The 13539-nt window shown below is 61.8% G+C and carries 13 protein-coding genes; 6 read left to right on the forward strand and 7 right to left on the reverse strand.

The features are described 5' to 3' along the window. The first annotated feature begins 74 nt into the window (after window positions 1-74). Window positions 75-1256 (forward strand): multidrug effflux MFS transporter, encoded by a 1182-nt coding sequence (locus CKW37_RS12985; RefSeq protein ID WP_095156082.1) that lies wholly within the window; start codon window positions 75-77, stop codon window positions 1254-1256. Between the two features lie 260 nt (window positions 1257-1516). Here CKW37_RS12985 and CKW37_RS12990 read toward each other — a convergent pair whose 3' ends face one another. Next, a complete protein-coding gene (locus CKW37_RS12990) occupies window positions 1517-2530 on the reverse strand; it encodes a zinc-binding alcohol dehydrogenase family protein (RefSeq protein WP_095156083.1) in 1014 nt (337 codons plus the stop codon). A gap of 110 nt (window positions 2531-2640) precedes the next feature. Here CKW37_RS12990 and CKW37_RS12995 point away from each other — a divergent pair, with 110 nt between their 5' ends. Both CKW37_RS12995 and CKW37_RS13000 read left to right on the forward strand, forming a co-directional pair. Continuing rightward, window positions 2641-3561, forward strand: a complete 921-nt coding sequence (locus CKW37_RS12995) for a LysR family transcriptional regulator (RefSeq protein ID WP_095156120.1) — start codon at window positions 2641-2643, stop codon at window positions 3559-3561. A 453-nt stretch (window positions 3562-4014) separates the two neighbouring features. Then, window positions 4015-4740: a helix-turn-helix transcriptional regulator gene (locus CKW37_RS13000; protein WP_095156084.1), complete on the forward strand. Its 726-nt coding sequence runs from the start codon at window positions 4015-4017 to the stop codon at window positions 4738-4740. Window positions 4741-4785: 45 nt separating this feature from the next. Here the strand turns inward: CKW37_RS13000 and CKW37_RS13005 are convergent, their stop codons facing one another. From CKW37_RS13005 to CKW37_RS13015, 3 genes are all read right to left on the reverse strand, one after another. Continuing rightward, window positions 4786-5739, reverse strand: coding sequence for an adenosine deaminase (locus tag CKW37_RS13005; protein WP_095156085.1), 954 nt, complete (start codon window positions 5737-5739; stop codon window positions 4786-4788). A 150-nt stretch (window positions 5740-5889) separates the two neighbouring features. Beyond that, complete coding sequence (locus CKW37_RS13010) at window positions 5890-6573, reverse strand: SDR family oxidoreductase (protein ID WP_095156086.1); 684 nt, start codon at window positions 6571-6573, stop codon at window positions 5890-5892. Continuing rightward, window positions 6570-6953, reverse strand: a complete 384-nt coding sequence (locus CKW37_RS13015; RefSeq protein ID WP_095156087.1) for a MerR family transcriptional regulator — start codon at window positions 6951-6953, stop codon at window positions 6570-6572. The genes CKW37_RS13010 and CKW37_RS13015 overlap by 4 nt, the downstream gene beginning before the upstream one ends. An 83-nt stretch (window positions 6954-7036) precedes the next feature. Between CKW37_RS13015 and CKW37_RS13020 the strand changes: the two genes are divergently transcribed. After that, a complete protein-coding gene (locus tag CKW37_RS13020) occupies window positions 7037-7474 on the forward strand; it encodes a hypothetical protein (RefSeq protein WP_095156088.1) in 438 nt (145 codons plus the stop codon). 277 nt (window positions 7475-7751) lie between these two features. Here CKW37_RS13020 and CKW37_RS13025 read toward each other — a convergent pair whose 3' ends face one another. The 3 genes from CKW37_RS13025 to CKW37_RS13035 all read right to left on the reverse strand — a co-directional run bounded on the left by CKW37_RS13025 (window position 7752) and on the right by CKW37_RS13035 (window position 10023). Further along, entirely contained in the window at window positions 7752-8336 is a 585-nt protein-coding gene (locus tag CKW37_RS13025; protein ID WP_095156089.1) for a YigZ family protein, read from the reverse strand. Window positions 8337-8345: 9 nt separating this feature from the next. Further along, a complete protein-coding gene (locus CKW37_RS13030) occupies window positions 8346-9005 on the reverse strand; it encodes a TetR/AcrR family transcriptional regulator (protein ID WP_095156090.1) in 660 nt (219 codons plus the stop codon). Window positions 9006-9105: 100 nt separating this feature from the next. After that, the gene (locus CKW37_RS13035) at window positions 9106-10023 is read right to left on the reverse strand and encodes a LysR family transcriptional regulator (protein WP_095156091.1); all 918 of its coding nucleotides are present in this window, start codon (window positions 10021-10023) and stop codon (window positions 9106-9108) included. Between the two features lie 126 nt (window positions 10024-10149). Here CKW37_RS13035 and CKW37_RS13040 point away from each other — a divergent pair, with 126 nt between their 5' ends. Both CKW37_RS13040 and CKW37_RS13045 read left to right on the forward strand, forming a co-directional pair. Next, the gene (locus tag CKW37_RS13040) at window positions 10150-11496 is read left to right on the forward strand and encodes an aspartate aminotransferase family protein (RefSeq protein ID WP_095156121.1); all 1347 of its coding nucleotides are present in this window, start codon (window positions 10150-10152) and stop codon (window positions 11494-11496) included. A 61-nt stretch (window positions 11497-11557) separates the two neighbouring features. Then, window positions 11558-13051 carry a CoA-acylating methylmalonate-semialdehyde dehydrogenase gene (locus CKW37_RS13045; protein WP_095156092.1) on the forward strand — a complete coding sequence of 498 codons (1494 nt, stop codon included), beginning with the start codon at window positions 11558-11560 and terminating at the stop codon, window positions 13049-13051. Window positions 13052-13539: the final 488 nt, after the last annotated feature.

The raw sequence follows: 13539 nt of genomic DNA on the forward strand, positions 1-13539 counted from the left end.
CTTATAACTCCTTCAGCGAGAACCCCGCGGGCCAGTTAGACTAGCCAACTTGCTTAGCCTGCTACGGATTCCCGATGAACCTGCGAACCATCCTCATACTCGGCGCACTCAGTGCGTTCGGGCCGTTGGCGATCGACTTCTATCTGCCCGGCTTTCCCGCGATGGCGGTGGCCTTTGGCACCGATGAAAAACATATCCAGACCACCTTGGCGGCGTACTTTCTCGGCCTGTCCATCGGCCAACTGGCCTACGGTCCGGTAGCCGACCGCTTTGGCCGGCGCATCCCGCTGTTGGCCGGCGTCACCTTGTTCACCCTGGCATCGCTGGCCTGCGCCTTCGCGCCAAGCCTGGATACGCTGGTGGTCGCGCGCTTCGTCCAGGCCCTGGGCGGCTGCGCGGGGATGGTGCTGTCGCGGGCGATCGTCAGCGACAAGTGCGACGCGGTCGGCTCGGCGAAAGTGTTCTCGCAATTGATGCTGGTGATGGGGCTGGCGCCGATCCTCGCGCCGATGCTCGGCGGGGTGCTGGTCAACCTCTATGGCTGGCAGTCGATCTTCATCGCCCTGACCCTGTTCAGTGCCGTCTGTGCGCTGACCGTGGCCTGGGGCTTGCCGGAAAGCCTGCCGGCGAATCAGCCACGGCCACCGTTGTCCGGGGCGCTGGGGCAATACGGGCGGCTGCTCAAGGATGGAGTGTTTCTCGGTTACGCCCTGACCGGCGGGATCGCCATGGCCGGGATGTTTGCCTACGTCGCCGGTTCACCGTTCGTCTTCATCAAGTTGTACGGCGTGCCAGCCGAGCACTACGGCTGGCTGTTCGGCATGAACGCGGCGGGGTTCATTCTGGTGGCACAGGTCAACGCCCGCCTGTTGGCCAAGCGCGCGCCCAGCTCGCTGCTGGCGCGCACGATCTGGGTGTATCTGGCGGCGGGCCTGGTGGTGTTGGGCATCAGCGCGCTGCACACGCAAGCGCTGTGGCCGCTGTTGGTGCCGTTGTTCCTGTGTATCGCCAGCCTGGGTTGCATCATTCCCAACGCCTCGGCCTGCGCGATGAACGGGCAGGGCGCCCGCGCCGGCAGTGCCTCGGCATTGCTGGGTTGTCTGCAGTTCAGTGTGGCGGCAGGAGCGGCTGGGCTGGTGAGCGCGTTGCACGACGGCACCGCGCTCCCCATGGCGTTGGTTATCACCCTGTGCGGTGCCGGGGCGGTGACAGCGGCGGTATTGACCCGCCGCCTGCAACTCAAGCGTAGCGCCTGAGCGGATGCGGCGCCTGAAGCCGGGCTTGAAGGGTATTTATAAAGGCCCGGGCTTCGGCCTCGCTGCGAAAACTCACCACATGCTGATCGAGCCGGACTTCCCAAGGGCAGCCCGGTTTTTTGCCTGACGCATTAAGCACAATCTTCATCGCGGCATACCTCCGGTTGGCAAAGGCTGCCGCATTGTAGACGCCGTGTTCGCGCAGACGGCATGACCTCGAGCAATCCGCGGACTGACGGTCATGCCGTGCGTCGGATGCCTCAGAAGCCTTCGAGTACGATCTTGCCTTTGGCGCTGCCGCTCTCCAGCAATGCGTGGGCGCGGCGCAGGTTGGCGGCGTTGATCTGACCGAAATGCTCGCCGAGGGTGGTCTTCAGGGTGCCGGCGTCGATCAGTTCGGCCACCCGGTTGAGCAACTTGTGCTGTTCCAGCATGTCCGGGGTTTCGAATAGCGAACGGGTGTACATGAACTCCCAGTGCAGCGACAGGCTCTTGCGCTTGAGCTTGGTCACGTCCAGTTGCTTCGGATCGTCGATCAGCGCCAGCTTGCCTTGCGGCGCCAGGGCTTCGACCAGTTGATCGAGGTGTTCATCGGTCTGGGTCAGGCTGGCGACATGGGTGACCTGATCGATCCCTTGCGCCTTCAACTCTGCGGCCAGTGGCTGGCGATGGTCGACCACATGATCGGCACCCAGCTCGCGCACCCACTGTTGGGTTTGCTCCCGTGAAGCACTGCCGATCACCCGCAGGCCGGTGAGCTGGCTGGCCAGTTGGGTGAGGATCGAACCAACACCGCCGGCGGCGCCAACGATCAGCAGGCTCTGCCCCAGGTCCTGTTTGCCTTCGGCGACCTGCAGGCGCTCGAACAGCAGTTCCCAGGCAGTAATCGCAGTGAGTGGCAGGGCAGCGGCTTCGGCGAAACTCAGGGTTTTCGGCATGTGGCCAACGATGCGCTCGTCGACCACGTGCAGTTCGCTGTTGCCTCCGGCGCGGGCGATAGAGCCGGCGTAATAGACCTTGTCGCCCGGCTGGAACAGGCTGACTTCACTGCCCACCGCCTTGACCACCCCGGCGACATCCCAGCCCAGCACCTTGGCCGCGCCACCTTCGGGTTGGGCGTTGCGGCGCACCTTGGTGTCCACCGGGTTGACCGAGATTGCCCGGACTTCCACCAGCAAGTCGCGCGGGCCGGGTTCGGGGGCCGGCAGTTCAATGTCCTGCAGGGCGGCGGCGTCTTCGATCGGCAGCGACTGGTAATAGGCAACGGCTTTCATCAGGGGATTCCTCGTGAACGGATGCTGGCCATCATTGACCCTTTCGTTTCCAGTTAAAAGCCGCTAAAACCGCAGAAACTTTCAAAATAATTTTGAAAATGGAGGCCGCCTTGCTGCGCTTCGATGACCTGCAATTATTCGTCAGTGCCGCCGAGCACGGCAGCCTGTCGGCGGCGGCGCGCTTGCTCGACCTGTCGCCGGCGGTGGCCAGCGCGGCGCTCAAGCGCCTGGAGGCGCAACTCGGTGCGCGTTTGCTGGCCCGCTCCACCCGCAGTCTGCGCCTGACCGCCGAGGGCGAGGGCTTTCTCGCGCACGCCCGGGCGGCCCTGGCCAGCCTCGACGAAGGACGGCGCCTGCTGGCCCGCGAGCAGGATGAAATCAGCGGGGTGTTGCAGTTATCGGCGCCTTCGGACTTTGGCCGCAACGTGCTGCTGCCCTGGCTGGACGAACTGCAGCGTGCCCATCCGCTGCTCAACGTGCGCCTGTTGCTGGGCGACCGCAACGCCGACCTGTTCCGCCAGCCGGTGGATATCGCCCTGCGCTACGGCACCCCGGAGGATTCCAGCCTGGTCGCGGTGCCGCTGTGCCTGGACAACCGCCGTGTGCTCTGCGCCGCGCCGGACTATCTTGCGCAACATGGCGAGCCGCGCAGCATCGCCCAACTGAGCGATCACAACTGCCTGCTCTATCAGTTGGGCAGCGGCGTGCATGACCACTGGCGTTTCCAGTTGCAGGGCCGCGAGGAAAGCGTGCTGGTCAGCGGCGACCGTTTCTGCGACGACGCCGATGTGGTGCGGCGCTGGGCCCTGGCAGGTGTCGGGATCGCCTACAAATCCTGGCTGGATGTGGCCGCCGATGTGCGGGCCGGCCGCCTGCGGGTATTGCTTGGGCACTATCGCGGCGAGTCCACGCCGCTGAACCTGCTGTGCACTCACCGGGCGCAGTTGAGCAAGCCGGTCCAACGCTTGAGCGCCCTGCTCAAGGAGCGCTGCCGGTTGTTGCTGGATGAGTTGAAAACAGAGGCAGGTTAATCATTCGTTTTCATGTCCGACATACACTGCGCATATGTATGAAGGAAGTTATTACTTTGAATGTAGGTAAAGTAACTATTCAATTTGCCTTGATAACTTTCCTGTCATCCTCGATGCCATGAATACATAGGCACTTGCGCCGCAAAAATGGCCGTTGTCCCGCAGAACACCTAGCGTCGGGCTTTCACCCAGGGTTGCGAAAGCATGGGCAGTTTGTCGCAAAAGGCGGCGCTTACACCGGAATAAGCAGGCTTATACTGGACCGGGCAATTGCCATCATCGGGATAATGTTTCCAGGTTGAAGCAAGGGCGGGATGCCCTTTCCCCATGAACTTCTACCTCGAGTAAGTACCGTACCGGTTTCCTGGTATCGGCGGTCGGGCCATTGTCTGCCCGGCTTGAAGATGGGAGGAGCCCGCATTCGCCAATGACAACTACGCAGGGAGTGGACAGATGCAACCGATAGCCAGTATCAGCCAGATCGCCAGTTTGATGGCCGATCCCAAACGCAGTGCAATGCTCTGGGCACTTATCGATGGAATGGCGCGTCCCCTGGAGGAACTGGCCACCCTGGCCGGGCTGACACCTTCTTCGGCGTGCGCGCATCTGGCCCGGCTGTCGGCCGGGGGGCTGCTCAAGCGTGAGGCTCGCGGGCGCAAGCGCTACTTCCGGCTGGCCGCACCGGAAATCGGCACTGCCGTGGAAGCACTGGCCAGCGTGACAATCCGCGACTTCGAGCGGCCGGCGACATCACGCGAGCAGGCTCCGGTGACGGTGCCGCTGGCAATGCGTCGGGCGCGGCTGTGTTGGGATCACCTGGGCGGCGAGGTGGCGGCTGATCTGCTGCAGCGCCTGCTGGACGCGCAGTGGGTGCAACAGGCCGAGCAGCAACTGGAAATTACCCTGCACGGCCGCGTTCATTTCGCTCGCCAGGGCATCTTCATCGACGCACTGGCCCCACGCGATGGTCGCCTGTGCAGCCTCTGCAACTGCTGCAGCGAGGTCCACGACCGACGCTCGCACCTGGGCGGCGCGTTGGGCAGCAGTCTCATGAAGTTGTTCGTTCAGTCGGGTTGGGTGCGGATCAGCGATGAGTCCAGGGTCGTGCAGTTGACCCCCGGTGGACTGCGCGGCATCCAGCAAATCGCCCGCATGCCGGCGCCGCTGTCGATGGGCTGAACACGACGCCCGGCGAGAAGGTCGCCGAGCGTTTGTTCAGGCGTTTCAGGCTTTGACGAGGCGGGCGTCCAGGCTGTTCTGGGCGAGGCGACGGGCTTGGTCTTCGGTCATGCCGAGATGGGTGTGCAGGGCGTGGAAGTTCTCGGTGACATAACCGCCGAAGTACGCCGGGTCGTCCGAGTTCACCGTGACCTTCACGCCGCGTTCGAGCATGTCGAGGATGTTGTGCTGGCTCATGTGGTCGAACACGCAGAGCTTGGTGTTGGACAGCGGGCACACGGTCAGCGGGATTTGCTCGTCGATGATGCGCTGCATCAGACGCTCGTCCTCGATGGCGCGCACGCCGTGGTCGATACGCTCGATCTTCAACAGGTCCAGCGCTTCCCAGATGTACTCGGGCGGACCTTCTTCGCCGGCGTGGGCGACACTCAGGAAGCCTTCGCTGCGGGCACGGTCGAAGACGCGCTTGAACTTGCTCGGTGGATGACCTTTCTCCGAGCTGTCGAGGCCCACGGCAATGAAGGCATCGCGAAACGGCAGGGCTTGGTCGAGGGTCTTCTGGGCTTCTTCTTCGCTCAGGTGGCGCAGGAAGCTGAGGATCAGCCCGCTGCCGATGCCCAGTTGCTCGCGGCCGTCCTTGAGTGCGCGGGCGATGCCGTCGAGGACCACTTCGAAGGGAATGCCACGGTCGGTGTGGGTCTGCGGGTCGAAGAAGGGCTCGGTATGGATGACGTTCTGAGCCTTGCAGCGTTGCAGGTAGGCCCAGGTCAGGTCGTAGAAGTCCTGCTCGGTGCGCAGCACGTCGGCGCCCTGGTAGTACAGGTCGAGAAACTCTTGCAGGTTGTTGAAGGCGTAAGCCGCGCGCAGGGCTTCGACATCATTCCAGGGCAGGGCGATCTTGTTGCGCTCAGCCAGGGCGAACAGCAACTCGGGCTCCAGCGATCCTTCCAGGTGCAGGTGCAATTCTGCCTTGGGCAGCGCGTTAAGCCAGTCGTACATGGTCAATTCTCATCAGGTGCAATCGGCGCATTCTACAGAGGTTGTCGGACCGGGGCGGTGAAACCTGACCGGCCGGTTGAACTATAGCTGCGCCGTGACACCTGTCCGGGCCGTTTCACTTTGCGTGGAACGGCCCCTTCGCAGGAGAAATCACCAGACCAGCGATTCGCCCTTGTAGTTGATGTAATGCACGCCGCCCTTGCCGGCGTAAGCGTTGACTTGCTCGACCATACCGCGGGTGCTGGTGAGCACGTCGATGTCGGCGCCGTCGCCGCCCATGTCGGTCTTGACCCAGCCCGGGTGCATGGCCAGCACGCTCAGGCCGGTTTCGCCCAGGCGCACGACGAAGCTGTTGATCATCGAGTTCAGTGCGGCCTTGCTGGCTTTGTACAGGGCCAGGTCCGGAGCGTCGGGAATGCTGATGCTGCCGAGGATAGAACTCATGAACGCGATAACGCCGCTTCCACGCACTTGCCCGGCAAAGCGCTGGGCCACGCGGATCGGTGCCACGCTGTTGGTCAGGAACAGTTCTCCAATCTCGTTCAGTTGTGCGACTTCAGCGTTTTGATTGTCCGGCCCTTTAACTCCTGCGTTGACGAACAGTAGGTCAAACGCCTGGCCATCGAGACGCTTTTGCAGGGCGTCGAGCTGGGTGGTGCTGTTCATTTCCAAGGTTTCCACCTGGATGCCTGGCAATGCCGCCAGTGCACTGGCCTTGGCCGGGTCGCGCACGGTCGCGACGACCTTCCAGCCGTCTTCGCTCAGGCGTTCAGCCAGGCCGAGGCCCAGACCACGGGAGGCTCCGATGATCAGGGCGGTTTTCGGGTTAGTCATGCGAGAGCTCCTTTCAATGAGGGGGACGCCGTCAGGCGCAAGGGACAGCGTTGCTGCAGCCGTTCACGCAACTCCTGGCGCAACTGATCAAGGGCCTCTATCCGGGCTTCGACCAGTGCCAGCTTGTCTTCGATAAAGCGCGTGACCAGCGCTTCCGGGTCTTTCGCCTGCCACAACTCGGCGACGTTCTGGCTGATTTCGCCAAGGCTGAAACCGAGCTTCTGCGCGGTCTTGATCAGCAGCACCAGTTGCACGGTTTCTGCCGGGTAATTGCGGTAGCCGTTGGCACTGCGATGGGCGCGGATCAGGCCGCGCTCCTCGTAGAACCGCAACGTGTCGCGGCTTACGGAACAGGTCTGGGCCAGTTCTCCGATACGCACAATTGATTCCTGAGGAAGGGTTGACCCTGGAGCATACTCCAGGCTTTAGCCTGCTGCCTTTACTTTCCAGCAAGGAGCGGCACATGTGGAGTCAGAAGGGTTATCGGGGTTTGGTCAGGGCCAGTGGCTGGTACGACCTGTTGGTCACGGCGGCATTCGTAACGCCTTGGAGCCTGGCCTTGTTGCACGGTGCGTTGAGCCAGTTGAGCGCCGGTTGGGGATTGGCGGGAGAACTGCCGCCCTTCGCCCCGATGCACGTGTTGATGGCCAACCTGATGGGCTCGATTGTCTGCGTCTGGTCTGTGCTGCGTATTCGCGATCCACAGGTGCAATTCGGTCGCTATGACGCCGCGGGCCGATTGCTGTTCGCCAGTTGGCAAGCGTATGCGCTGATGCAGGGCGCGACCGAATTGATCTGGGGGATTCTGGTGATGGAGTTGGCCTGGGCGGCGCTGCAGTTGTGGCCAATACGCGCTGTGGAAAACTCGGATGATCAAAAAACGATCAACTGCCCCGCGTGACGGCCAGGCAAGCGATTGGCGCAGGCGTGCACGGTTTATCCACAACTTGCTCCACAGTATTTGTGTGCAACACCGCGCGGGGGATCCAGACCCGGATTCGTTGCTTTCCAACGCTGATAACCGGACTTAAGCGGCTGATTTTTGGACGAATAAGCGGTTGTCATCAGATTGTGATCAAAATCTGATCGTTTCCCTGCAGGCCTTGCTGGACAAGGCCTGTAGAGGAGTGCGCAGAGGTTATCCACAACCGGGCCCACAGCACATGTGGGCAAATCGTTCAGCAGGGCTCGAGCAGGATTCGGCCACGGCTGAGGTCCGCCAACTGCCGCTGCACGGTATCGATCTGCGCTGCGCCAAGGGCGAGGCGGACATCGACGCCATTTGAGGTGAACTCCTCGCCCAGCACCACGCCATCGGCTTCGCTCACCCGTAACTTGAGCAACGCCAATTCGCTGAACGAGCAACTGCACTTGAGCTCCGTACGACTGACCAGCAGGCGCTTCGGCGCCTGTTGCAGGCACTTGTTGGCGCCGCCGCCGTAGGCCCGGGCCAGTCCGCCGGTGCCCAACTGAATGCCGCCGTACCAGCGGATCACCAGCACTACCACTTGATCACAGTCCTGGGCTTCGATGGCGGCGAGTATCGGCCGACCGGCAGTGCCGCCGGGTTCGCCGTCGTCGCTGCTGCGGTATTGCTCGCCGATCTTCCAGGCCCAGCAGTTATGGGTGGCGGCGAGGTCGCTGTTCTGCTCGATGAACGCCTGGGCGTCGCCAGGCGTGCTGATGGGCGCGGCCAAGGTAATGAAGCGGCTCTTGCGAATCTCTTCGCGGTATTCGCAAGTGTCCAGCAGGGTAGAAGGCATAAGCGGGTGTCAGTTCGGCGGCGTCAGGCCACAGCCTTTGAGGATGATGTGGATAAGATTGTTGCCGGCTTCTTCCATGTCTTGCTTGGTCAGGCGGCTGCGGCCGGTGACCTGGCAGATCTGGGTGGCGAAGTCGGCGTAGTGCTGGGTGCTGCTCCAGAGCAGGAAGATCAGGTGAACCGGGTCGACCCGGTCCATCTTGCCGGCATCGATCCAGCCTTGGAACACCGCGGCCCGGCCTTTGAACCATTCGCGGTAGTCCTGGCTGAAGTAGTCGCTCAGGCACTGGCCGCCGCTGATGATCTCCATGGCGAAGATCCGCGAGGCCTGTGGGTTGCGTCGCGAGAACTCCATCTTGGCGCGGATGTACTGGGCGAGGGACTCGGCCGGGTCATCATCGACGCTCAGGGCGTTGAAGGTGCTGTCCCACAACTCGATGATGTTGCTCAGGACCGCGATGTACAGCCCCAACTTGTTGGTGAAGTAGTAGTGCAGGTTGGCTTTGGGCAGCCCGGCGTTCTGGGCGATGGTGTTCATGCTGGTGCCTTTGAAGCCGTGCCGTGCGAATTCGTCCTCGGCGGCCTGGATGATGGCTTGCTCGTTCTTCTGGCGAATTCGCCCGGCGGGCTTGGCGGCCAAGGGGCGGTGGGCGGGCACTTCGAGGGTCATGGGCGATTCCGGCAAGAGCTGGGAAATAGAGGCACCTGCACTGATACCCCAGCCGCAGCGGGCAGACAAGCGCGAAGCGGCAGAATATCGCAAATGCGTCTCATCGTGTCGCAGCCAGACTCTCGAGGAAGCTCTCCAGCACCAAGTGAGGGCGCCGCCCCTTGCGTGTTACCCAGGCCAGGCTCAGGTCGTAAAAACGCTCGCTGGGTTTGAGTGCACGCAGGCGCCCCTGCTGCACCCAGAAGGTCGCATAGTGATCCGGTAGGTAGCCGATGTAGCGTCCGGTGAGGATCAGGAACGCCATGCCTTCGCGGTCAGACGCGCTGGCGGTGCAGTGAAGTGCCTGGTAGTGCTCCTGGATTTCCGCAGGGAGCCGGAAGGTCGGGGCGATGGCGTCCTGGCTGTTGAGGCGCTGGTCGTCCAGTTGGCGGTCATCGGCATAGAACAGCGGGTGGCCCACCGCGCAATAAAGCAGTGAACGCTCGCTGTACAACGGCTGGTATTCGAGCCCGGACAGCGGGCTGGCCTGCGGCACCACGCCGACATGCAGGCTGCCGTCGAGCACGCCTTGTTCGACCTGGCTCGGCGGGATCATGCGGATGCGGATGCGCACGTCCGGGCCACGGTCCTTGAGCTGGGCGAGGGCATGGGTGATGCGCATGTGCGGCATGGTCACCAGATTGTCGGTCAGGCCGATGTTCAACTCGCCGCGTAGATGCTGGTGCAGGCCGTTGACCTCGGTGCGGAAACTCTCCAGTGCGCTGAGCAACTGCAGCGCCGACTGATAGACCTCCCGACCTTCCTCGGTCAGCGAGAAACCGGCACGCCCGCGCTGACAAAGGCGCAGCCCGAGGCGTTGTTCCAGATCGCCCATTTGCTGGCTGATCGCCGAGCGCCCGATCCCAAGCACGTTCTCCGCCGCAGAGAAGCCGCCACATTCAACAACGCTGCGGAAAATCTTCAGTAGCCGGATGTCGAAATCACTGACTTGGGAAAGCGGCTCCGGGCGACGGCTCATAGTTTAGTGTCCAGTGAACTGAGGATTAGAAAAGTACAGTTTTCCAGACTTTATAGCCGTGACAACGTATCGGCAACACAACGCTTTCTTCGAATGCTGTTCAATCCGCCTTGCGAGGTCTTGACGATGAACCTGCCTGAAAACGCTCCCGCCGGTCTGGCTAGCCAGCTGAAGCTGGATGCGCACTGGATGCCTTACACTGCAAACCGTAATTTCCAGCGCGATCCGCGCCTGATCGTCGCCGCTGAAGGCAACTATCTGGTCGATGACAAAGGCCGCAAGATTTTCGACGCGCTATCGGGCCTGTGGACCTGCGGCGCCGGTCACACCCGCAAGGAAATCCAGGAAGCCGTTTCTCGTCAGTTGGGTGTGCTGGACTATTCGCCAGCGTTCCAGTTCGGTCATCCGCTGTCGTTCCAGTTGGCCGAGAAGATCACCGACCTGACGCCTGGCAACCTCAATCACGTCTTCTATACCAACTCTGGTTCCGAGTGTTGTGACACTGCGGTGAAGATGGTCCGTGCCTACTGGCGCCTGAAAGGCCAGGCCACCAAGACCAAGCTGATTGGCCGTGCCCGTGGTTACCACGGCGTGAACATCGCCGGCACCAGCCTGGGCGGTGTGAATGGCAACCGTAAACTGTTTGGCCAGTTCCTCGATGTCGACCACATTCCGCACACCGTGCTGCCGGGCAACGCCTTCAGCAAAGGCATGCCAGAAGAGGGCGGTATCGCCCTGGCCGATGAGATGCTCAAGTTGATCGAGCTGCACGATGCGTCCAACATCGCCGCGCTGATCGTCGAGCCGCTGGCTGGCTCCGCCGGCGTCCTGCCGCCGCCTAAGGGATATCTGAAACGTCTGCGGGAAATTTGCGACCAGCACAACATCCTGCTGATCTTTGACGAAGTCATCACCGGCTTCGGTCGCATGGGCGCGATGTTCGGTGCCGATGCCTTCGGCGTGACCCCGGACCTGATGTGTATCGCCAAGCAGGTCACCAACGGCGCCATCCCTATGGGCGCGGTGATCGCCAGCAGCGAGATCTACCAGACCTTCATGAATCAGCCAACGCCTGAGTACGCGGTGGAATTCCCCCACGGCTACACCTACTCGGCGCACCCAGTGGCCTGCGCGGCCGGTATCGCCGCACTGGACCTGTTGCAGAAGGAAAACCTGGTGCAGTCCGCCGCCGAACTGGCGCCGCACTTCGAGAACGTGTTGCACGGCATCAAGGGCACCAAGAACGTCATCGATATCCGCAACTACGGCCTGGCCGGCGCGATCCAGATCGGCGCGCGGGACGGCGACGCCATCGTGCGTCCTTACGAAGCGGCGATGAAGTTGTGGCAAGCCGGCTTCTATGTCCGTTACGGCGGCGACACCCTGCAGTTCGGCCCGACCTTCAATACCAAGCCACAAGAACTGGACCGCCTGTTCGACGCAGTGGGCGAAGCCCTGAACGCCATCGACTGATTTCCTCTTCCGGGGTGGGCGCGGTCTTGCGCCTGCCCGAACCCGAATTCTGGAGTTTTGCATGAGCACCGTTGCACACCTGATCAATGGCGAGCTGGTTTCCCCGAACGAGCGCAGTGCCGACGTTTTCAACCCGGCCACTGGCCAGGCGATCCATAAAGTGTCGCTGGCCAGCCGCGCTACCGTGCAGCAGGCCATCGATGCAGCCAAGGTTGCGTTCCCGGCCTGGCGCAATACCCCGCCTGCCAAACGCGCCCAGGTCATGTTCCGTTTCAAGCAATTGCTGGAGCAGAACGAAGCACGCATCTCCCAGCTCATCAGCGAAGAGCACGGCAAGACCCTGGAAGACGCCGCCGGTGAGCTGAAGCGCGGGATCGAGAACGTTGAGTTCGCCTGCGCCGCTCCTGAGGTGCTGAAGGGCGAGTACAGCCGCAACGTGGGTCCGAACATTGATGCCTGGTCCGACTTCCAGCCGCTGGGCGTGGTTGCTGGCATCACCCCGTTCAACTTCCCGGCCATGGTGCCGCTGTGGATGTACCCACTGGCGATCGCCTGCGGTAACACCTTTATTCTCAAACCATCGGAGCGTGATCCGAGTTCGACCCTACTGATCGCTCAACTGCTGCAGGAAGCCGGCCTGCCGAAGGGCGTGCTGAACGTCGTGCATGGCGACAAGGAAGCCGTGGACGCACTGATCGAAGCGCCGGAAGTCAAAGCGCTGAGTTTCGTGGGCTCGACCCCGATTGCCGAGTACATCTATTCCGAAGGCACCAAGCGCGGCAAGCGCGTCCAGGCGCTGGGCGGCGCGAAGAACCATGCGGTGTTGATGCCGGATGCGGATCTGGACAATGCGGTCAGCGCGCTGATGGGCGCTGCCTATGGTTCCTGTGGCGAGCGTTGCATGGCCATCTCCGTTGCTGTGTGCGTGGGTGACCAGGTTGCCGATGCGCTGGTGGCCAAGCTGGTTCCGCAGATCAAGGGGCTGAAGATTGGCGCTGGCACTTCCTGTGGCCTGGACATGGGGCCGCTGGTAACTGCGGCTGCGCGGGACAAGGTCGTTGGCTATATCGACGATGGCCTGGCGGCGGGTGCCGAGCTAGTGGTGGATGGTCGCGGTTATCGCGTGGCCGGTCATGAAGACGGTTACTTCGTTGGCGGCACGCTGTTCGATCGCGTCACGCCGGAAATGCGCATCTATAAAGAAGAGATCTTCGGACCGGTGCTGTGCATCGTCCGTGTCGGCAGCCTGGAAGAGGCCATGCAACTGATCAACGATCACGAGTACGGCAACGGCACCTGCATCTTCACCCGTGACGGTGAAGCGGCGCGGCTGTTCTGCGACGAGATCGAAGTGGGCATGGTCGGCGTCAACGTGCCGCTGCCGGTGCCTGTGGCTTACCACAGCTTCGGCGGCTGGAAGCGTTCGCTGTTCGGCGACCTGCATGCGTATGGCCCGGACGGCGTGCGCTTCTACACCCGGCGCAAGGCGATCACCCAGCGCTGGCCGCAACGTGCCAGCCATGAGGCTTCGCAGTTCGCGTTCCCGAGTCTGTAACGCGAGCTATATAGAAGAAGGGCGGCAAGGCCGCCCTTCTTCGCTTTTCAGCGCTTTTGACCGAGATGGCAACTTTGTTGCAATAAGTGCTTGACGCCCAGTTTTATCTGTCTATAATTCGCCCCACTTCCGGCGCAGTCGAAACGTAAAACTCCTTGAGATTCAACGAGTTAGAAGTTTCAGGTAGCGTAGGAAGTGTTTCGGTCTCCACCGAAAGCGGTGAAAAAAGGCAGTTGACAGCAGGTTGTAACGCTGTAGAATTCGCCTCCCGCTGACGAGAGATCGCAGCGAGTCAAGTGTTTGAAGTTGAAAGAGAAATTCTGAAAAACTTCAAAATAAACGCTTGACAGGCTGAGAGGAAAGCGTAGAATGCGCGCCTCGGTTGAGACGAAAAGCTCTTAACCAACCGCTCTTTAACAATTGAATCAAGCAATTCGTGTGGGTGCTTGTGAATTTGGACTGATAGTCAGCAAGATTATCAGCATCAC

Source organism: Pseudomonas sp. Irchel 3E13, assembly GCF_900187455.1.
Taxonomy (GTDB): Bacteria; Pseudomonadota; Gammaproteobacteria; order Pseudomonadales; family Pseudomonadaceae; genus Aquipseudomonas.